Origin of the sequence: Streptomyces sp. bgisy159, from assembly GCF_965341775.1 — a bacterium.
Taxonomy (GTDB): domain Bacteria; phylum Actinomycetota; class Actinomycetes; order Streptomycetales; family Streptomycetaceae; genus Streptomyces.
In genome coordinates, this window is record NZ_CBDQZH010000028.1 from 1 (window position 1) to 21,955 (window position 21,955).

Annotated in this window: 17 protein-coding genes and 2 pseudogenes; 11 read left to right on the forward strand and 8 right to left on the reverse strand. The window is 72.9% G+C overall.

What is annotated here, in order from left to right; translation table 11 throughout:
* From ACSLTV_RS24235 to ACSLTV_RS24260, 6 genes are all read left to right on the forward strand, one after another.
* A partial coding sequence (locus ACSLTV_RS24235; protein WP_435612873.1) for an alpha-glucosidase C-terminal domain-containing protein occupies nt 1-230 on the forward strand: 230 nt, incomplete at its 5' end.
* Between the two features lie 93 nt (nt 231-323).
* Nucleotides 324-1,703, forward strand: a complete 1,380-nt coding sequence (locus ACSLTV_RS24240; RefSeq protein ID WP_432158729.1) for a maltokinase N-terminal cap-like domain-containing protein — start codon at nt 324-326, stop codon at nt 1,701-1,703.
* Between the two features lie 34 nt (nt 1,704-1,737).
* Nucleotides 1,738-4,566, forward strand: coding sequence for a 1,4-alpha-glucan branching enzyme (gene glgB, locus ACSLTV_RS24245; RefSeq protein WP_435612874.1), 2,829 nt, complete (start codon nt 1,738-1,740; stop codon nt 4,564-4,566).
* 61 nt (nt 4,567-4,627) lie between these two features.
* Nucleotides 4,628-5,728, forward strand: a complete 1,101-nt coding sequence (locus ACSLTV_RS24250; protein ID WP_435612875.1) for a hypothetical protein — start codon at nt 4,628-4,630, stop codon at nt 5,726-5,728.
* On the forward strand, nt 5,632-6,225 hold the full coding sequence (locus tag ACSLTV_RS24255) for a hypothetical protein (RefSeq protein ID WP_435612876.1): 594 nt from the start codon (nt 5,632-5,634) through the stop codon (nt 6,223-6,225). Before ACSLTV_RS24250 ends, ACSLTV_RS24255 begins: the two co-directional genes overlap by 97 nt.
* 36 nt (nt 6,226-6,261) lie before the next feature.
* Nucleotides 6,262-6,672 (forward strand): hypothetical protein, encoded by a 411-nt coding sequence (locus ACSLTV_RS24260; RefSeq protein ID WP_435612877.1) that lies wholly within the window; start codon nt 6,262-6,264, stop codon nt 6,670-6,672.
* A 177-nt stretch (nt 6,673-6,849) separates the two neighbouring features.
* Here the strand turns inward: ACSLTV_RS24260 and ACSLTV_RS24265 are convergent, their stop codons facing one another.
* The 4 genes from ACSLTV_RS24265 to ACSLTV_RS24280 all read right to left on the reverse strand — a co-directional run bounded on the left by ACSLTV_RS24265 (nt 6,850) and on the right by ACSLTV_RS24280 (nt 10,529).
* Nucleotides 6,850-9,072 carry a HelD family protein gene (locus ACSLTV_RS24265; RefSeq protein WP_435612878.1) on the reverse strand — a complete coding sequence of 741 codons (2,223 nt, stop codon included), beginning with the start codon at nt 9,070-9,072 and terminating at the stop codon, nt 6,850-6,852.
* Nucleotides 9,073-9,241: 169 nt separating this feature from the next.
* A complete protein-coding gene (locus tag ACSLTV_RS24270) occupies nt 9,242-9,556 on the reverse strand; it encodes a thioredoxin family protein (RefSeq protein WP_432158731.1) in 315 nt (104 codons plus the stop codon).
* Entirely contained in the window at nt 9,553-9,990 is a 438-nt protein-coding gene (locus ACSLTV_RS24275) for a MerR family transcriptional regulator (protein ID WP_432134177.1), read from the reverse strand. Before ACSLTV_RS24275 ends, ACSLTV_RS24270 begins: the two co-directional genes overlap by 4 nt.
* Nucleotides 9,991-10,019: 29 nt before the next feature.
* Nucleotides 10,020-10,529 carry an Lrp/AsnC family transcriptional regulator gene (locus ACSLTV_RS24280; RefSeq protein ID WP_432134176.1) on the reverse strand — a complete coding sequence of 170 codons (510 nt, stop codon included), beginning with the start codon at nt 10,527-10,529 and terminating at the stop codon, nt 10,020-10,022.
* A 45-nt stretch (nt 10,530-10,574) separates the two neighbouring features.
* Between ACSLTV_RS24280 and ACSLTV_RS24285 the strand changes: the two are divergent.
* Nucleotides 10,575-11,487 (forward strand): annotated as a pseudogene (locus tag ACSLTV_RS24285) (NAD-dependent epimerase/dehydratase family protein).
* 2 nt (nt 11,488-11,489) lie between these two features.
* Nucleotides 11,490-12,401 (forward strand): aldo/keto reductase, encoded by a 912-nt coding sequence (locus ACSLTV_RS24290; RefSeq protein ID WP_432134174.1) that lies wholly within the window; start codon nt 11,490-11,492, stop codon nt 12,399-12,401.
* Between the two features lie 190 nt (nt 12,402-12,591).
* Here ACSLTV_RS24290 and ACSLTV_RS24295 read toward each other — a convergent pair whose 3' ends face one another.
* The gene (locus ACSLTV_RS24295) at nt 12,592-14,442 is read right to left on the reverse strand and encodes an MFS transporter (RefSeq protein WP_435612879.1); all 1,851 of its coding nucleotides are present in this window, start codon (nt 14,440-14,442) and stop codon (nt 12,592-12,594) included.
* A gap of 154 nt (nt 14,443-14,596) precedes the next feature.
* On the opposite strand from ACSLTV_RS24295, the gene ACSLTV_RS24300 reads away from it, so the two are divergent.
* Nucleotides 14,597-15,214, forward strand: coding sequence for a TetR/AcrR family transcriptional regulator (locus ACSLTV_RS24300; protein ID WP_432158722.1), 618 nt, complete (start codon nt 14,597-14,599; stop codon nt 15,212-15,214).
* A gap of 149 nt (nt 15,215-15,363) precedes the next feature.
* On the opposite strand, the gene ACSLTV_RS24305 is transcribed toward ACSLTV_RS24300, so the two are convergent.
* Entirely contained in the window at nt 15,364-16,779 is a 1,416-nt protein-coding gene (locus ACSLTV_RS24305; protein WP_432134192.1) for a cation:dicarboxylate symporter family transporter, read from the reverse strand.
* Between the two features lie 155 nt (nt 16,780-16,934).
* Here ACSLTV_RS24305 and ACSLTV_RS24310 point away from each other — a divergent pair, with 155 nt between their 5' ends.
* Both ACSLTV_RS24310 and ACSLTV_RS24315 read left to right on the forward strand, forming a co-directional pair.
* Nucleotides 16,935-18,575 carry an ATP-binding protein gene (locus ACSLTV_RS24310; RefSeq protein WP_435612880.1) on the forward strand — a complete coding sequence of 547 codons (1,641 nt, stop codon included), beginning with the start codon at nt 16,935-16,937 and terminating at the stop codon, nt 18,573-18,575.
* Nucleotides 18,572-19,270: a response regulator gene (locus tag ACSLTV_RS24315; protein WP_435612881.1), complete on the forward strand. Its 699-nt coding sequence runs from the start codon at nt 18,572-18,574 to the stop codon at nt 19,268-19,270. Before ACSLTV_RS24310 ends, ACSLTV_RS24315 begins: the two co-directional genes overlap by 4 nt.
* On the opposite strand, the pseudogene ACSLTV_RS24320 reads toward ACSLTV_RS24315, so the two are convergent.
* Nucleotides 19,266-21,359 (reverse strand): annotated as a pseudogene (locus ACSLTV_RS24320) (ATP-binding protein); the annotation flags it as partial. The gene ACSLTV_RS24315 and the pseudogene ACSLTV_RS24320 overlap by 5 nt on opposite strands.
* Nucleotides 21,356-21,910: a hypothetical protein gene (locus ACSLTV_RS24325; RefSeq protein ID WP_432134169.1), complete on the reverse strand. Its 555-nt coding sequence runs from the start codon at nt 21,908-21,910 to the stop codon at nt 21,356-21,358. The pseudogene ACSLTV_RS24320 and the gene ACSLTV_RS24325, both read right to left, overlap by 4 nt.
* Nucleotides 21,911-21,955 lie beyond the last annotated feature (45 nt).

Genomic DNA, 21,955 nt, shown 5'->3' on the forward strand with positions numbered 1-21,955 from the left:
GGGCCGTCCTCGCCTTCCTGCGCGAGTTCGAGGACGACCTGGTGCTGTGCGTGCACAACTTCTCCCGCTTCGCGCAGCCCACCGAGCTGGACCTGCGCCGCTTCGCCGGCCGCCACCCGGTGGAGCTGTTCGGCGGGGTGCGGTTCCCGGCCGTGGGCGAACTGCCGTACCTGCTCACCCTCGCGGGTCACGGCTTCTACTGGTTCCGGCTGCGCGACGACGTGGCGTAGCCCGGCCCAACCCCGGGCGGGCCGGTTTCCGTCGGCCCACCCGGGGCACGCATCAGTAGCACCCCCGACCCTTCGGGGAAAGGACGTGACGCCATGGCGGAAACGGTCACCACCCGCGCCGGCACGACCACCACGAGCCCCGGCCTCCTCACGTCGCTGGAACCCCTGCTGCGGGACTGGCTGCCCCGGCAGCGGTGGTTCGCCGGCAAGGGACGGCCGGTCACCGGGTTCTCGCCGGTCGCGGCCACCGACCTGCTGCCCGCCGGAGGCGAGCTGGGCCTGCACCACGTGCTGGTGCGCACCCACGAGGGAGCCGCCCCGGGCGACTGCTACCAGTTGTTCGTGGGCGCCCGCGAGGCGCTGCCGCCCCGGCTGGCCCCCGCCCTGATCGGCCACGCGACGACCGGCCCGCTCGCCGGGCGCACCCTGTACGACGCCCTGTACGACGCCCGCCCGGCCGGTCTGCTGCTGGAGGCGCTGCGCACCGGAGCCCGGATCGGGGCGCTGCGCTGCGAGCGGGATCCGGCGCAGGAGATCCGGCCGGGGCTGGTGCCGCGCCTGGGGACCGCCGAGCAGTCGAACTCGTCGGTCGTCTATGGAGATACGTTCATTCTGAAGCTGTTCCGCCGAGTGGTGCCCGGGATCAATCCGGATCTGGAGCTTCCGCTGGCGCTGGCCCGGGAGGGCTGCACCCGGGTGCCGCCGCCGACGGCCTGGCTGCGGGCCGAGCTGGGCGGGGAGGCGTACGTCCTCGGCGTGCTGCAGCCATATATGCGCGGCGCGGTGGACGGCTGGGAGCTGGCGCTGCGGGAGCTGGCCAAGGGCGAGGACTTCGCCGAGGAGGCTCGCTCGCTCGGCCGGGCCACCGCCGAGGTGCACACCGCGCTGGCCCGCGCGCTGCCCACGGTCACGCTCGGGCACGCGCAGCTGGGGCCGCTGGTCGACGGCATGACCGAGCGGCTGGAAGCCGCCGCCCAGGCGGTGCCCGCGCTGCGCCCCTACGCGCCCGCCCTGCGCACCGCGTACACGGCGCTGGCCGACCTCGCCGGCGAGGGCCGGACCTGGACCGCCCAGCGGGCCCACGGCGATCTGCACCTGGGGCAGTGCCTGCGGTCGCCCTCCGGGGAGTGGACGCTGATCGACTTCGAGGGGGAGCCGGCCCGGCCGCTGGCCGAGCGGCGGATGCCTCAGCCGATCGAGCGGGATGTGGCGGGCATGCTGCGTTCCTTCGACTACGCTGCGTACTCGGCCGACCCCCCGGTGCCGGACTGGGCGTCCGCCTGCCGGGCCGCGTACTGCTCCGGCTACGCGGAGGTCTCCGGCACCGACCCGCGCACCGATCCGGTGCTGTTGCGGGCCTACGAGACGGACAAAGCGGTCTATGAGGTCGTCTACGAGGCCCGGCACCGTCCCGACTGGCTGCCCGTACCGCTGTCGGCGATACGGCGGCTCGCCTCACCCGACCCGTCCTGACGTCCCCCTCATCGCCGCCCAGGAGGCCCCGTCCGTGACTGCCAGCCCGTCGTCCAGCGACCCGAACCCGAAGAAGAAGTCGGTGGCGAAGAAAGCCGCGGCGAAGAAGACGACGACTGCCGAGAAGGCGGCGGCTGCGAAGAAGACGACCGCGGCTGCCAAGAAGACCGCGGCTGCCGAGAAGACGGCGGGTGCCCAGAAGACGACGGCGGCGAAGAAGGCCGCCGCGAAGAAGACGACCGCCGGCAGGACCACGGCCAAGAAAGCCGCCGCCACCAAGGCGCCGGCCAAGAAGCCGGCCGCGAAGAAGACCACCGCCGCGAAAACCGTCGTGAAGTCCGCGACGAAGACCGCCGCGAAGACCGCGGTGAAGAAGGCGGCCACGAAGAAGGCCGCAGCGTCCTCCCCCGCGGCCGAGGCCACCCCGGCCAAGGCCCCCGCCGCCCGGACCGTGCCCGCCCAGAAGGCCGCCCCCGCCGGGGCGCCGCCCGCCGGCAGGACACCGGCCCGGAGGACACCGGCCCAGAAGGCGCCCGCCCGGACGGCACCGGTTCACCAGGTGCCCGCCGGAACGGCGCCGGCCGACCAGGCGGCGCCCGCCCGGAACGAACCGCCCGTCGAGAAGCCCCCGGTGGAACCCATGGAGCCCACCCCCGCCACCCCCCTGACCATCACCGTCTCCCCCGCGCTGTCCGCCGCCGACCGCGAGCGGCTGCTCTCCGGCACGCACCACGAGCCGCACTCCGTGCTCGGCGCCCACCCGGTGTCCGGCGGGATCGTCTTCCGCGTGCTGCGTCCGTACGCCCACTCCGTCACCCTGCTCTGCGGCGAGCTGCGCGCCGAGCTGCACGACGACGGGGACGGCTTCTTCTCCGGCCTGCTCCCCCTGCGCGAGGTCCCCTCCTACCGCCTCCTGGTCGCCTACGAGGACGCGGTCCTGGAGATCGAGGACGCCTACCGCTTCCTGCCCACCCTCGGCGAGTTCGACCTGCACCTGATCGGCGAGGGCCGGCACGAACAGCTGTGGACCGTGCTCGGCGCCCATGTCACCACCCACCAGGGCGTCACCGGCACCCGCTTCTCGGTGTGGGCGCCGAACGCGCTCGGTGTGCGGCTGGCCGGCACCTTCAACCTCTGGGACGGCACCGCCTACCCGATGCGCTCGCTGGGCTCCTCCGGGGTCTGGGAGCTGTTCGTGCCGGGCATCGGCGAGGGCGAGCTGTACAAGTTCGACATCACCCGGCCCGACGGCTCGCACACCCTGCGCGCCGACCCGCTGGCCCGCCGCACCGAGGTGCCGCCGGCCACGTCGTCGGTGGTGACCGCCTCGGACTACGAGTGGGGCGACGAGGAGTGGCTGGCCCGGCGCGCCGACGCCCCGGCCCACCAGGCACCGTTCTCCGTGTACGAGGTGCATCTGGCGTCGTGGCGGCCCGGGCTGACGTACCGCCAGCTCGCCGAGCAGTTGCCCGCCTACGTCAAGGACCTGGGTTTCACCCACGTCGAGCTGATGCCGGTGGCCGAGCATCCCTTCGGCGGGTCGTGGGGCTACCAGGTCACCGGCTTCTACGCGCCGACGGCCCGGCTGGGCGGCCCGGACGACTTCCGGTACCTGGTGGACCGCCTGCACCAGGCGGGCATCGGCGTGCTGATGGACTGGGTGCCGGCGCACTTCCCGCGCGACGACTGGGCGCTGGCGGAGTTCGACGGGCGCCCGCTGTACGAGCACACCGATCCGCTGCGGGCCGCCCACCCGGACTGGGGCACCCTGGAGTTCGACTTCGGGCGGCGCGAGGTGCGCAACTTCCTGGTCGCCAACGCGGTGTACTGGTGCGAGGAGTTCCACATCGACGGGCTGCGGGTCGACGCGGTCGCCTCCATGCTCTACCTCGACTACTCGCGCGAGCCGGGCCAGTGGGTCCCCAACGAGCACGGCGGGCGGGAGAACCTGGACGCGGTGGCGTTCCTGCAGGAGATGAACGCGACGGTGTACCGCCGCAACCCGGGCGTGGTGACCGTCGCCGAGGAGTCCACGGCGTGGGACGGGGTCACCCGGGCCACGCACCACCGGGGCCCGAGCGGCTTCGGGGGGCTGGGCTTCGGCCTGAAGTGGAACATGGGCTGGATGCACGACTCGCTGCAGTACATGAGCCACGAGCCGGTCCACCGCAAGTACCACCACCACGAGATGACCTTCTCGATGGTGTACGCCTACAGCGAGAACTACGTGCTGCCGATCTCCCACGACGAGGTGGTGCACGGCAAGGGCTCGCTGGTGTCGAAGATGCCCGGCGACTGGTGGCAGCAGCGCGCCAACCACCGCGCCTACCTCGGCTTCATGTGGTCCCACCCGGGCAAGCAACTGCTGTTCATGGGGCAGGAGTTCGCGCAGGGTGCCGAGTGGTCCGAGGCACACGGCCCGGACTGGTGGCTGCTGGACCCGGCGTACGGCGCGGCGGACGACCACCGCGGGGTGCGGGACCTGGTCCGCGACCTCAACCACGTCTACGTCGCCACTCCGGCGCTGTGGCAGCTGGACACCGATCCGGCCGGCTTCGAGTGGATCGTGGGCGACGCGGCCGAGGACAACGTGTTCGCGTTCCTGCGCCGCGACCGGGAAGGCGCCCCGCTGCTGGCGGTGAGCAACCTCTCCCCGGTCGTCCGGCAGGACTACCGGCTCGGCGTGCCCGACGACGCCGCCGCCTGGCACGAGGTGCTGAACACCGACGCGGCCCGCTACGGCGGCGGCGACGTCCGCAACCCCCACCCGGTCAAGGCCGAGGCGCACCCCTGGCACGGCCGCCCGGGCTCCGTCCGGCTGACCCTGCCACCGCTGGCCACGGTGTGGCTGCGGCCGGCCTGAGGCGCGGCCCGCCCGGCTGGTCTCACGACAGCATCTCGAAGGAAGGCCATGTGACTTACCGATGCTGTTCGCCCCGACCGACGTCGTCGTCCGCGTCGCGCTGAACCTCCGGGACGCCGGGACCGCCGACGCCGCCATGGCCGCCTGCAGGCCGCTCGTGGGCGAGCTGGCGCCGAGGGCCGTGTGGTTCGAGGCAGCGGACCCGGCCGGACTGCGCCGGGGTTTCCTCGGCGAGCTGCTCGTGGTGCTGCCGTGCGCTCCGGCGCCGACGCCCGGTCGGGCGCTGCGCCGGTCGGTCGAGCCCCTGATGCGGCGGCTCGGCCTGCGGCCGGAGTGGCTGAAGATCTCCGACGCGGGCGGCACCGCCGTGAAGCGGGACGCCGACGCGGCCCTCGCGGACGGCTCCGCCGTCGTGCTGAACGAGTTCATCGAGACGGGCCAGCACACCGCCCGCGCCGAGGACGACCGGGAGACCGCGCTCACCCTGCTGAACGACGGCGGGGCCGAGGTCAAGGCGGCCGCCGAGGTCGCCCTGGCCGGCCCGGACGCGCTGCTGCGCGACTTCGTGGCCGAGGGCCGGTACCGGGCGGCCAAGCGGGACCACGACACGGCGACGCACGTCGCCGGGGTCCGCCGGGTCATCGCCGACGCCGCCCAGGTGGCCGCGCGGGCCATGGAGGACGCCGCCCGGGCCGCCGAGGAGGCCGCCAAGGCCCGCGACGCGGCGCAGGACGCCCTGGACTACGCCGCCCAGGCGGACGCGTCCGCCCAGGAGGCCGAGGGCTACGCCAGCAGGCCGCGGCCTCCGCCGCGCAGGCCCGCAGCGCCGCCGACACCGCGGCGACCGCGGCCCGGCAGGCCACCCGGTCCGCCGCCTACGCCCGCGCTTCGGCGACCAAGGCCGCCTCGTACGCGAGCGGTGCCTCCGCCGAGTCCGCGCTCCAGGCGATCATCACCTACCTGGAGCTGCGCGAACAGGAGGCGAAGAACTCGGCGGGCTACGACATCAACGATCCAGACGGCAAGGACAGCCCGCCCATCGACGCGGACAAGCAGCCGCCGTACATGGACGGCCTCGCCACGGACATCTACAAGCTGCTCGCCATCGACGACGACGCCGTACGGGCCGCCCAGGCCGGGGCGATGGGGATCGCCTGCCTGAAGGCCGGTCCGCTCTCCTGCGAGCTGTACAAGTACTGGCTCGGCAAGGAGGGCGGCACCTACGAGCTGAACCAGAAGCAGATGGGGATGATCTTCGGTGACGCCGGCTGGAACACCGACCTGGACGACAGCCTCAAGAGCTACGCGACGGCCGCGGCCGAGCAGTGCCAGGGCCCGGTGGGCGCGCAGTGCGTGATCCGGCTGGACTCGAAGTGGATCACCCACCAGTTCACGTCCGGTGACCTGTACTACGCGTACCGGGGTCTGAACTACCGCGTGACCGGGCAGTTGCTGGGCACGATCACGGAGAACGGGGTCCATCTGTCGGGCACGGCCCGGGTCGACGTCTTCAAGGACTACAACTTCGACCTGTTCGAGACCGCCGAGTTCAAGGGCATCGACATCCCGCTGGCACCGCTGTCCGTGGCACCGTCGTACGGTCTGGCGCGGAACTTCGTGATCCAGGGCAGCCAGACCATCGACGTCGACGTCCCGTAGGCGACGCAACACGCGGGAGGTCCCGCAGGAGGACACATGCGGACACGGCTCACCGCCGCCGCCGTGGGAGCGGCGCTGGCGCTCACCCTGACCGGGTGCGCGTTCGAGGTCTCGGACCCGCGTGCCTACCCGGGCACGTACGAGGACCTCGACCCGGTGCTCGACAGCTTCCGGCTCACTCTGCCCTCGTGCGAGGTGGCGGACCTGCGGTACACCGGGCGGTCCAAGGAGTGGGGCAGGCATCTGTACCTGCGCTTCGAGGCGCCCACGGCGTGCGTCGAGAGCTATCTCACCGCCCACGGTGTGGATCTCGCGCATCCGCGCCACTGGCCGGACGAACCCGGCTTCACCGTCGACGGCGAGCAGGTGCTGTCGCCGACCGCGCCGCCGTTCCCCGACGAGGCCGTGGAGAAGTTCGGCCTGAAGCTCGACCCGAGGAGGACGTAAGACCGCTACCCGGACTTCGGCACGCCGGCCGGGGCCGAGTTCAGCGTCCTCCTGGTGCCCTCGGGCACCGACCGGCAGACCGTGTACATGACGTCGACGTCCGCGGGCGGCGACTGAGCGGCACGGCCGCCACCGCGGGGCCGCTGCCCGTCGACCGGACGGGCAGCGGCCCCTTTCTCATCCGAGCCGCCCGGCCAGTGCCGCCGGCAGTCCCTCACAGTGGACGACGCCGAGCCTTTGGGTGGCGCGGGTCAGGGCCACGTACAGGTCGCTGGTCCCGTAGGCGGCGGGCTCCACCACGAGCACCGAGTCGAACTCCAGCCCCTTGGACTGGCGGGGGTCCAGCAGCACCACCGAGCGGGTGAGGTCCGGCTCGCCGCCCGCCGTGACCCCGTCCAGCCGGGCGGCGAGGGCGCGGTGCAGCGGGCGCGGCGCGATCACCGCGAGCCGGCCCTCGGCGGGGGTCAGCTCGGCGACGGCCTCGGCGACCGCGCCGGGCAGGTCGTCGGTGGCGCGGGCCCAGGGCCGTACGCCGGTGGAGCGGACCGAGCCGGGCGGTTGGAAGCCGGGGTGCTCGGCCCGTACGACCGCCGCCGCGACGTCCATGATCTCGGCGGGGGTGCGGTAGTTGACGCCGAGGCGGGTGTGTTCCCAGCGGTCCTCGACGTAGGGCTCCAGGATGTCCCGCCAGGAGCCGACGCCGGCCTCCTCCGCGGTCTGCGCGGGGTCGCCGACCAGGGTCATGGAACGGGTCGGGCAGCGCCGCATCAGCAGCCGCCAGGCCATCGGGGACAGCTCCTGCGCCTCGTCGACGATGATGTGCCCGAACGCCCAGGTGCGGTCGGCGGCGGCCCGCTCGGCGGCGCTGCGGTGGTCGGCCTCCACCTGCCGTTCGGCGAACCGCTCGGCGTCGATGATGTCGTGCGCGGACAGCACCTCCGAGTCCTCGTCGTCCTTGTCCTCGAACTCGTAGGTCCTGGAGGCGTACGACACGTCGAGCACCCCCTGCGCGTACGCGACCTGGGTCTCCCGCTCGCGGTCGGCGCGGGCGCGGGCCGCCCGTTCGTCCTCGCCGAGGAGTTCGGCGGCCTCGTCGAGGAGCGGGACGTCGGCCACCGTCCAGGCGCGGGTCACCGGGCGGCGCACGGCGTCCGCGTCGGCCGCGTCGAGGTGGTCCTCGGGCGCGGCGAGGAAGTCGGCGACCAGGCGTTGCGGGGTGAGCACCGGCCACAGGCGGTCGATGGCGGCCCAGACCTCGGGGTTCTCGGCGATCTCGTCGCGGATCTGGGTGATGTCGGCGGCGTCGAGCAGGCTGGAGCCGTCATAGGGGTCGGTGCCGACGCGCTCGGCGTACAGCTCGGTGAGGGTGTTGAGGATGTGGCCCTCGAAGTACTCGCGCGCCGCGTTGTGCGGGAGCTTGGCGGCCCGGGTGCGCTCCCGGGCGACGTTCACCAGATCGTCGTCGAGCATCAGCACCTCGCGGTCGTGCTCGATGGCGATCACCGGGTCGGGCAGCGTCTGCCGGTCGCGTACGACGGCGGCCAGCACCTCGGCCATGTCGGCCCGGCCCTTGACCGCGGCCGCCGCGGGCGAGTCCGTCGCCGTCGCCTTCACGCCCGGGTAGAGCTCGCCGACCGTGGACAGCAGCACACCGGTCTCGCCGAGGGAGGGCAGCACCTCGCCGATGTAGCCGAGGAAGGCGGGGTTGGGGCCGACGATGAGGACGGCGCGCCGGGCGAGCAGTTCGCGGTGCTCGTAGAGGAGGTAGGCGGCGCGGTGCAGCGCGACCGCCGTCTTTCCGGTGCCGGGGCCGCCCTCGACGACCAGCACACCGCGGTGGGGCGCCCGGATGATGCGGTCCTGCTCGGCCTGGATGGTCTGCACGATGTCGCTCATGCGGCCGGTGCGGGCGGAGTTGAGCGCGGCGAGCAGCACGGCGTCTCCGGTGGGGTCCTCGTGGCCGGTGCGCTCCCGGTCGCCCAGGTCGAGGATCTCGTCGTGCAGGGCGGTGACGGTGCGGCCCTCGGTGGTGATGTGCCGACGGCGGCGCAGCCCCATCGGGGTGTGGCCGGTGGCCAGGTAGAAGGGGCGGGCGACGTCGGCCCGCCAGTCGATGAGGACCGGGGTGCGCTCGGGGTCGTCCCGGCGCAGTCCGATACGGCCGATGTGGTGCGCGGCGCCGGAGGCGAGGTCGATCCGGCCGAAGCACAGCGAGCCGTCGACCGCGTTCAGCGCGGCGAGCAGTCCGGACCGCTCGGCGACCAGGATGTCGCGCTCCAGTCGGGCCTGCATCGGCTTGTCGCCCTGGGCGAGGGCGTCGGAGACGGAGTTCTCGGTCTCGCCGCGCAGGGCGTCGACGCGCGCGTAGATGCCGTCGATGAATTCCTGCTCGGCGCGCATTTCACCGTCTTGAAAATCGCCGTTTGACAATTCCACTCCCGGGCCGATATACTGTGCTCAGTAAGCTTCTCCGTGACTCGAATTCCATGAAGTCACGAATCAGCGAATATACGCGAGGAAAACCCCCGGGCGCAATTGCCCGGGGGTTTTCTTTGTCTCGGACGCCATGTCACAGCACGTCGGCGAGTTCCTCCAGCAGCCGTCGCCTGGGCCTGGACCCGACCATCGACCGCACCGGTTCACCGGAGCGGAAGACGATGAAGGTCGGCATCGAGAGCACCTTGTAGGCGTTGGTGGTCGCCGGATTGCGGTCCACGTTCAGCTGCACCACCTTCAGCCGCTCCCCCTCCTCGGCGGCGACGGCCTTGAGTACCGGCGCCATCTGCCGGCACGGCGGGCACCAGTCGGCGGTGAACTCCACCAGCACCGGCAGCTCCGAGCCGATCACCTCGGCCTCGAAATCCGTGTCCGTCACCTCGGTCAGCTCCGTCGCCATGGCGGCCCTCCCATCTCGCACCCGGGTTCCGGACCCCCCGGAACCAGCGCCTCGGCGGCCAGCTCGTCCCTTACCCGCTCGGCACGGGCCAGCTGGTCCGCGACCTTCGCCCGCACCGCTGCGAGCTCCGCGACGAGCGCGTCCAGCTCGGCCAGCTTCCTGCGGTACACCGCGAGCGAGGCCGGACAGGTGTCGCCCTCGGGGTGTCCGGCCCGCAGGCACTCCACGAACGGGCGGGTCTCCTCCAGCTCGAACCCGAAGTCCCGCAGCGTCCGGATCTGCTCCAGCAGGCGCAGGTCCGTCTCGTCGTAGCAGCGGTGCCCCAGCTCGTCGCGGCGCGCGGGCAGCAGTCCCCGCGACTCGTAGTACCGCAGCGCTCGTGTCGTGGTCCCGGCCCGTGCGGCCAGTTCGCCGATTCGCATGCGTCCGAACGTAAGCCCTGACGCCGACGTCAAGGCAACAGCGGTTTGCGGGGCACCGGAGAGGTCAGCACGATCGACGTCGTGGTGCGCCCGAGGGCCGACACCTCCTCCAGGACCTCCTCCAGGTGGACGGTGTCCTTGACCGCGGTCTTCAGGATCCAGCAGTCCTCGCCGACCACATGGTGCACCTCGACGATCTCCGGCCGCCGGATGAGCTCCAGCGTCCGCGGGTGCCTGAGGTTGTAGCCGCCGTGCGGATCGACCCGGATGAACGCCTGGATCCCGTACCCCAGCCGGGCCGGCACGACATGGGCGCCGTACCCGCTGATCACCCCGGCCGCCTCCAGTCGGCGCACCCGCTCGGTGACCGCGGCCGGGCTGAGCCGCACCCGGCGCCCCAGCTCGCTGAACTTGATCCGCCCGTCGGTCTGGAGCAGCCGCAGGATCTGCCGGTCCAGCTCGTCGAGGGCGACCGAGGTTCCGTCGGCGCCGGCGCGCGAATGCCGTGGTTCTTTCGGTGCGGACGCCGGATCTCCCATGTCTTCCCTTTCAGGACGTGGTGGCGGGCCGGGAGAATTATGATCATGCATACGGCGCGAGAGGCACGAGACGTACTGGTCATCGGCGGCAGCCGCTACTTCGGGACCCGGCTGGTGGCCCGCCGGGGACCGGGTCACCGTCCTCAACCGCGGCTCGTCGCCGCCCCCGGCCGCCGCCCGCCATCTGATCGCCGACCGCGACGACGAGCCGTCCCTGGCCGCCGCCCTGGCCGGCCGCGACTTCGACGTCGTCGTCGACCAGGTCTGCTACACCCCCCGCCAGGCGGACATCGCCCGCCGTCTGTTCACCGGCCGCACCCGCCGCTACGTGATGACCTCGACGGTGGAGGTGTACGAACATCAGGACTCGGCGTCCCTGGTCCCGGAGTCCGCGGTCGACCCCTCGACCGTGGCCGTCGACCTGGCACTTCCTTGGCACGACGCGGACTTCGCCGCCGCCCACTACGGCGAGGGCAAGCGCCAGGCGGAGGCGGTGTTCGCGGCCGGCGGCACCGGGCTGCCGTACGTCGCCGTCCGCGTCGCCCACGTGCTGGGCGGTCACGACGACTTCACCGGTCGGCTGCGGCACTACGCGGACCGACTGCGCGCGGGCGACCCGATCGCGGTCCCGGCCGGCAACCGCCCGGCCACCTACATCCATGTGGAGGAGATCGCCGACTTCCTCTTCTGGGCGGCCGGCGCGGGGTTCACCGGCCCCGTCAACGCGGCCTCGCACGGGCTGCTGGACACGGCCGGCCTGTGCGCGGCGGTGGCCGCCCGTCTCGGCACCGGCCGGCCCACGTTCCGTCAGGCCGGTGCCGGAGAGACCTCCCCGTTCTCCTTCCACCGCTCCTACGGCATGGACAACTCCCGCGCGACAGCGCTGGGCTTCACCTTCGGCGACGTACGGCGCTGGCTCCCGGACGCCGTGGCCGAAACCCTCGGGAAGGACGTCTGACCATGCGGTACCGCCCCCTGGGAGAGCTGCGCGTGAGTGCCGTCGGACTCGGCGCCATGCCACTGTCGATCGAGGGCCGCCCCGACGAGGCCCGCGCGGTCGCCACCGTGCACGCGGCGCTCGACGCGGGCGTGACCCTGCTGGACACGGCCGACTCCTACACGCTCCCGGACGGCGAGCCCGGCCACAACGAGCGGCTCGTGGCTCGGGCGCTCGCCGCCTACGGCGGGGACACGTCCGGCGTGCTGGTGGCGACCAAGGGCGGCCGCGGCCGCACGCCCGACGGCGGCTGGACGGTGAACGGCGACCCGCGCCGGCTGAAGGCGGCCGCCGAGGCGTCCCGAAGGCGGCTGGGGGTGGAGGCCATCGGCCTCTACCAGCTCCACAAGCCGGACCCGGACGTCCCCTTCGAGGAGTCCGTGGGCGCACTGCGCGACCTCCTCGACGCGGGCACCATCCGCTCGGCGGGCCTGTCCAACGTGAACGCCGACCAGCTCCGCCGGGCCCACGCGATCCTCGGCGACCGCCTGGTCTCCGTGCAGAACCGGTACTCACCGGCGGTCCGGGACAGCGACCCCGAGCTGCGCCTGTGCGCCGACCTGGGTCTGGCGTTCCTGCCCTGGAGCCCCCTCGGCGGCATCTCCCGCAGTTCCCTGGACGGCCCGCCCCGGACGGAGGGCGCGACCCGGTTCGCCGCGTTCCACGAGGTGGCGCGGGAACGCGGGGTGAGTCCGCAACAGGTGTGCCTGGCCTGGCTGCTGGCGCGGTCCCCGGCCGTGCTCCCCATCCCGGGCGCAAGCCGCCCGCAGACGATCAGGGATTCGGCAGGGGCGGCGGACCTGGAACTGACCGGGGAGGAACTGACCCGTCTCGGGGCGAGCGTCCGCACCGCGGTGGGGGCGCACCCGCTGTGACCGCCGCGTCCCGTCCCCGCGGTCGCCGCGCCGGGCCGGTTCCTCGCTCGGCGGGGCCGAGCCCCTCAGGCGGGCGGGCCTGACAGGCCGCTGCCGCGCGTCGGGGCGAACCGGACCCGGCCTCACCAACGGGCGGGCCAGGCTGCGGCGGGAGGTCGTCCAACGGTGCAGGCGGCCTCCCGCGCGGGTCTCATCGGCGCGCCGACTCCTTGTCGGCCCTGCCGCGCCCGCCCTTCCGGGACCGGGACCCCTCGCCCCCGGAGTCGTCGCCCCCGGAGCCGTCGCCCCGGGCGTGCTCGCTCCGCGCCTGCTCGTCCGCGGGCTTCCCGCCCTCGGACTTCCGGTCTTCGGACTGCTCGCCCTCCGTCCCGCCGTCCCCCTCCTCGGTGGACTCGGACCGGGTGACGCCGATCTCGACGGCGCCCGCCCCCTTGCGCGGCAGCAGCAGCGTCACGAGCACCGTGCCGACGCCGAGGATCACCGCGCCCACCAGGCTGGTGTGGGCGACCGCGTCCGCGAAGGAGGAGCCGACCGCGTCGGCCATCTGCCGCGCCCCCTGGGCCAGCTGCTCGGCCTGCGCCTTCAGCCCGGCCGCCTGCTGCGGGTCGGTGGCCTGCGCGGCCTGCGCCGCGAGCGCTTGCGCCTTCTCCCCCACGCCCCGCGCGACCTCGTAGCCGGCGCCCACCGAGTCCTGGGCGGTGGCCAGGGTTGCGGCGGGCAGACCGGCGCCGTCGGCCGCGTCCGCGAGGTGGTCGGAGTAGGACGTGCCGAGCAGCGAGCCGAGGATCGCGATGCCGAGCGAGCCGCCCAGCTCCAGCGAGGTGTCGTTCACCGCGCCGCCGACCCCCAGGTCGGACTCGGGGAAGGCGCCCATGATCGCGTCGGTGCAGGGGGACAGCGCGAGGCCGATGGCCACGCCGAGGATGACCAGGGGAGCGACGAAGTCGCCGTACGCGGACCCCGCGTCGACCCGGGTGAGCAGGGCGAGCGCGAGCGTACCGAGGGCCATGCCCGCGCCGACCGTCCACTTCATGCCGGTCCTCGGGGTGAGGTAGCCGGTGAGGGCGGAGCCGACGAAGACCGCGCCGGCCAGCGGCAGCATGCGCAGCCCGGTGTCCAGGGCGTCGTAGCCGAGGACGAACTGCAGGTGCTGGGTGAGGTAGTAGAAGGCGCCGAACACGGCGAGGAAGAACAGGGCGACGGCGAGGTTGGCGCCGGCGAAGCCGCGGTGGGCGAAGCGGCGCACGTCCAGGACGGCGTTCGGGTGGCGCAGCTCCCAGCCGACGAAGGCCAGCAGGCCGACGCCCGCCACGACGGCCGCGGTGACCGCCTTGGGGCCCCAGCCGAAGTGCGGCCCCTCGATGATCATGTAGACGAGCGCGCCGATCCACACCACGGACAGCAGGCCGCCGACGAGGTCCACGCGGTCGTGGTGCCCGGCCTTGGACGGCGGGACGAGGACGAAGGCGCCGACGAGGGCCACCGCGGCGACCGGCACGTTGATCAGGAAGGTGGCGGACCAGCCGTGGTTCTCCAGCAGCGCGCCGGCGACCAGGGGACCGGCGGCGATGGCGAGGCCGGCGGTCGCGGTCCACAGCACGATGGCCTTGGCGCGCTCGGCGCGCGGGAAGGTCGCGGCGAGCAGGGAGAGGGTGGCGGGCATGATCAGCGCCGCGCCGACGCCCATCACCGCGCGGGCCGCGATGACCTGGCCCGCGCTGCCGGCGAGGTAGCCGAAGACGGCGCCGCCGGCGAAGACCACGAGGCCGAGCACCAACGCGCCGCGCCGGCTGTACTTGTCGCCGATCGCGCCCAGCAGCAGCATCAGTGCCGCGTACGGGACGGTGTAGCCGTCTATGACCCACTGCAGGTCGGCGCTGGACAGGCCGAGGTCCTGGGTCATGTCGGGCGCGGCCACGGTCAGGGCCGTGTTGGCCATGACGATGATCAGCAGGCTCAGGCAGAGGACGAGCAGCGCCCACCAGCGGCGGGGGTAGGGCCGCTCCATCCTGTCGACCGGTTGGTTCATGACGAGTCGCATGGCAGGGATCGCCTTCCTCAGACGTGCGCGATTCGACGTACGGGAGATGCACGACGCGCATGACTTGCACACGGACGTGCAAATGCACAACAGTGTGCAATGTACGCCCGTTGCACAACGCTGTGCAAATGGTGAATGACGAAGGACGTGCAGAATGGCTGCCATGACCACCGGCCCCACCAGCCGCGCCGACGTGAACCGGCGCCGCATCCTCGACGTCGCCCTCGCCGAGCTGCTGCGCGACCCCGACGCGTCCGTGGACCAGATCGCCCGGGCCGCGGGCGTCGTCCGGCGCACGGTGTACGGGCACTTCCCGAGCCGCGAGGCGCTGATCGGCACGCTGGTCGACGAGGCGGTGGCGGTGCTGGCGAGGGCGCACGCCGCCGGGCGGGAGGGCGTGGCGGACCCGGCGGAGGCGGTGGCCCGCTCGGTGCTGTCGGTCTGGGAGATCGCCGACCGCTACCGGCTGCTGGTGGCCCTCGCGCAGCGGACCGTCACCGTGCAGGGCATCCGCGAGCGGCTCACACCGGTACGGGCGAACAGCGTCCGGCTGCTGCAGCGCGGCCTCGACGAGGGCGCCTTCGCCTCACCGCTGCCCGCGCCGGCGCTGGCGTACGTCCACGAGCAGATCATGTTCGCGCTGATGGAGGCCGTGAACGACGGCCTGCTGGACACACGCGAGGCGGGCCGCTCCGCCGCGGTCACCGTACTGACCGCGGCGGGCGTACCCGCCTCGAAGGCCACCGACCTGGTGGCGAGGGTGAGCGCCTGACACCCGGAGGCCGTATCCGCCGGACTCCGCGTCCGCCGGACACCCGGACGCCGTGTCCGCCGGACGCCCGGACGGCGCACCGACGCCCGGACGGCATGAACCGGACGTCCGGCCCCGGTTCAGGCGGGGCCGGACGTCCGGCGTGTGGGTCAGGCCCTGGCCAGCTCCTTCTCCGCCGGCCCGGCCACCTCGGCGGGGACCTCCGCCGCCCCGTCGTCCAGCAGCGTGGTCTCGTCGAACGGCAGTTCACCGGCGAGCACCAGCCCCACCCGCTCCCTGTCGATCTCCTTGGTCCAGGTGCCGATGAGGACGGTCGCCACCGCGTTGCCCGCGAAGTTGGTCAGCGCCCGCGCCTCGCTCATGAAGCGGTCGATGCCGACGATCAGGCCGACGCCGTCCACCAGCGCGGGCTTGTGCGACTGCAGACCGCCGGCCAGGGTGGCCAGGCCCGCGCCGGTGACACCGGCGGCCCCCTTCGAGGCGACCAGCAGGAACAGCAGCAGCGGGATCTGCTCGCCCACCGACATCGGCGCGCCCATGGCGTCCGCGATGAACAGCGACGCCATGGTCATGTAGATCATGGTGCCGTCGAGGTTGAAGGAGTAGCCGGTCGGGACGGTGATGCCCACGACGGGCTTGCTGACACCCAGGTGCTCCATCTTCGCGATGAGGCGCGGCAGCGCCGACTCCGAGGAGGAGGTGGACAGGATCAGCAGGAACTCCCGGCCGAGGTACCTGAACAGCGTGAGGACGTTCACCCCGGCGACGATCCGCAGCAGCGTGCCGAGGACGACGAAGACGAACAGGAAGCAGGTGACGTAGAAGCCGAGCATCAGCACGGCGAGGCTCTTCAGGGCGTCCACGCCGGCAGAGCCGGTGACGGCCGCGATGGCGCCGAAGGCACCGATCGGCGCCGCCCACATCACCATGGCGAGGATCCGGAAGACCAGCCGCTGGATGTGCTCCACCCCGCGCAGGACCGGCTGCCCGGCGCTGCCCATGGCCTGCAGCGCGAACCCGGCGAGCAGCGCGACGAGCAGGGTCTGCAGCACCTCGCCCTCGGTGAAGGCGGAGACGATCGTCTTGGGGATGATGCCGAGCAGGAACTCGGTGGTGTCCTTGGCCTCCGCGTCGACCTGCGCGTGGCCGACGTCCTTGACCGCGTCGGTGACCGCCAGGCTGGAGCCCGGCTCCAGGATGTTGCCGACGACCAGGCCGATACCGAGGGCGACGAACGACATGGCGAGGAAGTAGCCGAGGGCGATGCCGCCGACGGCACCTACCTTGGCCGCCTTGCGCACCGAACCGATGCCCAGCACGATCGTGCAGAAGATGATCGGCGAGATCATCATCTTGATCAGGTTCACGAAGCCCTTGCCCAGCGGCTTCAGCTCGACCGCGAAATCGGGGGCGGCCAGGCCGACCGCGATACCGGCGGCGACCGCGATGATCACCGCTATGTAGAGGTAGTGGGTGCGGTCCCGCCGGGCGGCGGGTGCGGCAGGTGCCGTATCGGGGGTGCTGCTGGTGGCCACGGCTGCCCTCCTTGACGTCTTCGTCGGCATCACCGGCGTGCGGCTCACGTCCGGGGTGTCTCTCCGCCGGGGGCGCTGCGGGCCGGTCCGGGGAGGGGGAATGCAGGGACTATCTCCCGGGCTGTGAGGGCGGTCACCCTTGCGTTCATTTAGTTCGCGCCGGACACCAGGGGCACACTGACGGCATGCGCCTCCCGTTCCCCCGGCCCCGCAGCCTGGCCGGTCAGCTGTTCGCGATGCAGGCCGTGCTGATCGCGGTCCTGGTCGCCGGGTACGCGCTCTTCTCGTACGTCAGCGACCGGCAGCAGGCCGAGGAGGCGGCGGGCCGGCACGCCACGTCGGTGGCCCGCACGGTCGCGGACTCCCCGTCGGTGCGGGCGGCGATCGGCACCGCCGACCCGTCGGAGGAACTCCAGCCGTACGCGCTGCGCGTCATGCGGGACACCGACGTCGACTTCGTGACGATCATGAACCCGGCGGGCATCCGCTGGACCCACCCCGACCCGGCCCAGATCGGCCGGCACTTCCTCGGCAACACAGGGCGCGCGCTGAAGGGCGTGACCTTCACCGAGACCTACACCGGCACCCTCGGCCCGTCGGTGCGCGCGGTCACCCCGGTCGAGGACTCCGGCGGGCGCATCGTCGGCCTGGTCAGCGCGGGCATCCGGGTCGAGGCGATCAGCGAGCGGGTGCAGGACCAGGTGACGGCGCTGCTGGGGGTGGCGGGCGGCGCGCTGGTGCTGGGCGCCGTGGGGACGTACGTGATCAACGCACGCCTGCGGCGGCACACCCACGGCATGAACGCGGCGGAGCTCAGCCGGATGCACGACTACCACCAGGCGGCGCTGCACGCGGTGCGCGAGGGGCTGCTGATGCTGGACGGGCAGTACCGGGTGGCGCTGATCAACGACGGCGGGCGGGAGCTGCTGGGGCTGGGCGCGGACGCGGTGGGCACGTCGGTGGCCGAGCTGGGACTGCCGGCCCCGCTGACGGGGGCGCTCCTGGCGTCGGAGCCGAGGGTCGACGAGGTGCATCTGACGGCGGACCGGGTGCTGGTGGTGAACACCTCCCCGGTGTCCGGCGGGGAGCGCCGGGGCACCGTGGTGACGCTCCGCGACGTGACCGAACTCCAGTCCCTGATGGGCGAGCTGGACTCCGAGCGGGGCTTCACCCAGGCGCTGCGCTCGCAGGCCCACGAGGCGGCGAACCGGCTGCACACGGTGGTCTCGCTGATCGAGCTGGGCCGGGCCGAGGAGGCGGTGGACTTCGCGACCGCCGAGCTGGAGCTGGCGCAGGCGCTCACCGACCAGGTGGTGGCGGCGGTGGGCGAGCCGGTGCTGGCCGCGCTGCTGCTGGGCAAGACGGCCCAGGCCAACGAGCGGGGCGTGGAGCTGGTGGTCTCGCGGGACAGCCGGCTGGACGACGGGGTGCTGCCGGCCTCCCTGTCGGCGCGGGACCTGGTGACCATCCTCGGCAACCTGATCGACAACGCCGTGGACGCGGCGCAGGGCAGCGTGGGCGCGCGGGTGACGGTGACGGCGTACGCGGGCGAGGAGGAACTGGTCCTGCGGGTCGCCGACACCGGCGAGGGCGTCCACCCGGACCACGCCGACCTGGTCTTCCAGCGCGGCTTCTCCACGAAACCGGCCGGTCCCGGGGGCCGCGGGCTCGGCCTGGCGCTGGTACGGCAGGCTGTGCAGCGACATGAGGGGGCGCTGTCGGTCGCGCGGGCCGAGGGCGGCGGGGCGGAGTTCACGGTGCGGCTGCCGTTGCGCGGGGGCGTCACGGCGACCGCGCCGTCGCCGGTGAGTGGAGGCAGCGCGTGACGAGTGATCAGCCGATCCGGGTGCTGGTCGTCGAGGACGACCCGGTGGCCGCGGACGCGCATGTGATGTACGTCGGGCGGGTGCCGGGGTTCGTCGTGGTCGGCAAGGCGCACACCGGGGCGGAGGCGCGGCGGATGCTCGACCGGGCGCCGGTCGATCTCCTCCTGCTGGACCTGCACCTGCCGGACGGGCACGGGTTGCAGCTGGCGCGGTCGCTGCGGGCGGCCGGCTACCACGCGGACGTCATAGCCGTGACCTCGGCACGGGACCTCGCCGTGGTCCGGGAAGGGGTGTCGCTGGGCGTCGTCCAGTACGTGCTGAAACCATTCACCTTCGCGACACTGCGGGACCGCCTGGTCCGCTACGCCGAGTTCCGCCGGGCGGTCGGCGAGGCCGGCGGCCAGGACGAGGTCGACCGGGCACTCGCCGCCCTGCGCGCGCCGGGGCCCGCGGCGCTCCCGAAGGGGCTGAGCGCGCCGACGCTGGAGCGGGTGACGGGAGTTGTGCGCAAGGCGGAGGAAGGACTGACTGCGGCGGGGGTGGCCGAGGCGGTGGGGATATCGCGGATCACGGCTCGGCGGTATCTGGAGCACCTGGTGGAGGCGGGGAGGGCCGAGCGGAGGCCGGTTTACGGGCAGGTGGGGAGGCCGGAGTTGGTTTATCGGTGGGTTCGGGGGGTTCTGGGGCAGCGGTGAGGGCTTCGGCCATGTCTCGAGACATGGCTGCTTCGGTGGGGGCGTTGGCCCGGGTGTAGGCGTCGGCGGCCTGGAGCCAGTGGGCACGGGCTTCGGCGAGGCGGTGGGCGGTCAGGTGGGTGATGGCGAGGTTGTACAGGACGCGGCCTGTCCCGTACCAGTCCTCGAACTCCCGGCAGACCGCCAGGCTCCTGTCGAACGCCTCGATCGCCTCCGCCACCCGACCCGCCTCCCGCAGCGCGAGCCCGAGATTGTTCCACACCGTGGCCTCGCCGTGGTGGTCCCCGGATGTCTGGAACAGGTCCCGGGCACCCGTGTGGGCCTCGATCGCCTCCGCCACCCGGCCCGCCTCCTGCAGGGCGATGCCGAGGTTGTTCCACGCCATGGCCTCGCGGTGGCGGTCCCCGGCGACATGAGACAGGTCCCGGGCACGGGTGTGGGCGTCGATCCCCTCCTCCTTCCGGCCCGCTTCCCGCAGGGCGATGCCGAGGTTGTTCCACGAGGCGGCCTCGCGGTGGTGGTCCCCGGCGGTCCGGAACAGGTCCCGGGCGCGTGTGTGGGCCTCGATCGCCTCCGCCGCCCGGCCGGTCTCCTTCAGGGCGATCCCTAGACTGGTCCACGCGGCGGCCTCGCCGTAGCGGTCCCTCCCACGGTAGGCGGCCCCTTGCGCGGCTCGGCAGACGGCGATCTTGTCGTCGAAGTACCGCCGCCAGTCGAGATACTCCGTCAGAGACAGAGCCAGACGCACCGCCGTCTCCGCGAACATGTCCTGCTCCGCCCACGACACCGCGGCCACCAGCCCCGCCCGCTCCCCGTCCAGCCAAGCCAGTGCCTGACCCCGGTCCGCGAACAGCTCCGGCTCCGGCATTCCCGGCAGCCACCGCAGGCGGTCGTCAGCCGCCCCGGCCCACAGGGCGTAGAACTCCAGCACCCGCTCCCGCGCCGCCACCGCCTCCTCCCGCAGCCCTTCATCCTCAGCGGCCACACCCGCCCCGAACATCCGCACCAAGTCGTGCAGCCGCCACCTCCCGCGCGTGCTTCCCCGCTCCACAAGGTGGGCCTGGACCAGCCCTCTGAGATCGCGCAGCGGAGCGGTCTCCGTGCCGACCAGCGCCGCGGCGGCCTCCTCGCTCACCTCCGGGCCGGGGGCAAGGGCGAGCAACCTCAGCAGCCGGGCCTGTCCGGCCGGCAACCGGCGGTAGGAGAGCGCGAAGGCGGCGCGCACGCTGCGTTCACCGTCTTCCAGGTCGGCAAGGAGATCACGTGACGCCTCCAGTTCGCCGACGAGTTCCATGACCGGCTTGTCCCGTTCCGCGGCCAGCAACGCCGCCGAGATCCTGAGCGCGAGGGGCAAGTGCCCGCAGAGCGCCGCGAGTCGCCGGGCCGCCTCGGATTCGTCAGTGATCCTGCGGTCGTCGAGATCGGCGATCCGCAGGGCGCGGTCGAGGAGTTCCTTCGATCCCGTGGCTGTGAGCTGGTTCAACGGCAGCAGACGAGCCGGGAGTTGAGGCAGCCGGTTCCTGGACGTCACCAGAACCCGATGCCGCGCGTCCCCCGGGAGTAACGGCCTCACCTGCTCCGGGGACGACGCGTTGTCAGCCAGGATCAGCATGGGGCCCCGGTCCCCGGCCCTCTCGGCCAGCACCGACCGGTACAGCACGGCCCGTTCGTCCGCCGTGGCCGGGACGTGCTCGGGCTCGACCCCCAGCGCCCGCAGCAGCGACTGCAGCGCCTGTTCGGCGGTGACCGGCGCCTCGTCGTAGCCGTGCAGGTCGACGAAGAGCACCCCGCCCGGGAACCACCCCCGCTCCCGGGCTTGGTGCGCGGCCGTCACCGCCAGCGCGGTCTTGCCGATGCCGCCGAGCCCGGACACGGCGGTCACGAGAACGGCCTCCTCCGCCGCCCCGTCCAGGGCGGCCAGCAACCGCCCCAGTTCGTCATCCCGCCCCGTGAAGCCGGCCGCCGGGGCTGGTAACGAGTCCAACGCCGTGGGTGCCGGGGCCCGCCCGCCGTACTCGACCTTCCCGATGACGGGGCCGGCGAAGTCACCCCCCTCGAAGTGGACGTGATCCTCGTACGCGCTCCTCACGCAGCGTCACCGCCCCGTCCCCGCTCTCCCAGCGCATAACGCACCACGAACACCCCGACCCCCACCACGGCCCCAGCCTCAACAACCGACACGGCCAGCAGTCCGCCCGACACCTGCCCGCCGCCCCAGTAGACACACAGACCGCTCATCGGCACGACGCAGAACGCCAGCACATCCACCACGCACTGCACGATCTTGCGCGCCGCCCGCCGCGCGTCGTTGCGATGAAACGTCTCCCAGCCGAAGACGTCCGTCGCACCGGCGAGTTGCGCCAGCCGCGGCCCCAGCTCCCCCCGTACGTACCGCCCGATCGCAGAGATCTTCTCGTCGTTGACCAAGTAGGTCCAGCCCAGCACCACGCACACCGGCGGCAGCGCCAGCAGCATCTCCGTGCGCTTGGCCTGCACCGCCGCCGCGATGACGGCGGCCACGACGGCCAGCGTCACGTACAGCAGGTTGTCCCGGAAGCCGATCCGCGCCTTCTGCTCGTCCTTGACGCTCTGGTACTCGGCGAGCAGCAACTGCCCCGCCGTGACGTCCTGTTCAGCCACTCGGACCCGCCCCTTCCCCCGAACCCATGGCAGTACCTTAGATGC

Coding starts and splice junctions, on each gene's coding strand:
- ACSLTV_RS24265 (WP_435612878.1), bottom strand. CDS start 9,072: ATGCGCGCCGAGCAGGAATTCATCGACGGCATCTACGCGCGCGTCGAC.
- ACSLTV_RS24300 (WP_432158722.1), top strand. CDS start 14,597: ATGGCTGCCATGACCACCGGCCCCACCAGCCGCGCCGACGTGAACCGG.
- ACSLTV_RS24260 (WP_435612877.1), top strand. CDS start 6,262: ATGCGGACACGGCTCACCGCCGCCGCCGTGGGAGCGGCGCTGGCGCTC.
- ACSLTV_RS24255 (WP_435612876.1), top strand. CDS start 5,632: ATGGACGGCCTCGCCACGGACATCTACAAGCTGCTCGCCATCGACGAC.
- ACSLTV_RS24240 (WP_432158729.1), top strand. CDS start 324: ATGGCGGAAACGGTCACCACCCGCGCCGGCACGACCACCACGAGCCCC.
- ACSLTV_RS24310 (WP_435612880.1), top strand. CDS start 16,935: ATGCGCCTCCCGTTCCCCCGGCCCCGCAGCCTGGCCGGTCAGCTGTTC.
- ACSLTV_RS24290 (WP_432134174.1), top strand. CDS start 11,490: ATGCGGTACCGCCCCCTGGGAGAGCTGCGCGTGAGTGCCGTCGGACTC.
- ACSLTV_RS24305 (WP_432134192.1), bottom strand. CDS start 16,779: ATGCCGACGAAGACGTCAAGGAGGGCAGCCGTGGCCACCAGCAGCACC.
- ACSLTV_RS24275 (WP_432134177.1), bottom strand. CDS start 9,990: ATGCGAATCGGCGAACTGGCCGCACGGGCCGGGACCACGACACGAGCG.
- ACSLTV_RS24280 (WP_432134176.1), bottom strand. CDS start 10,529: ATGGGAGATCCGGCGTCCGCACCGAAAGAACCACGGCATTCGCGCGCC.
- ACSLTV_RS24295 (WP_435612879.1), bottom strand. CDS start 14,442: ATGCGACTCGTCATGAACCAACCGGTCGACAGGATGGAGCGGCCCTAC.
- ACSLTV_RS24250 (WP_435612875.1), top strand. CDS start 4,628: ATGCTGTTCGCCCCGACCGACGTCGTCGTCCGCGTCGCGCTGAACCTC.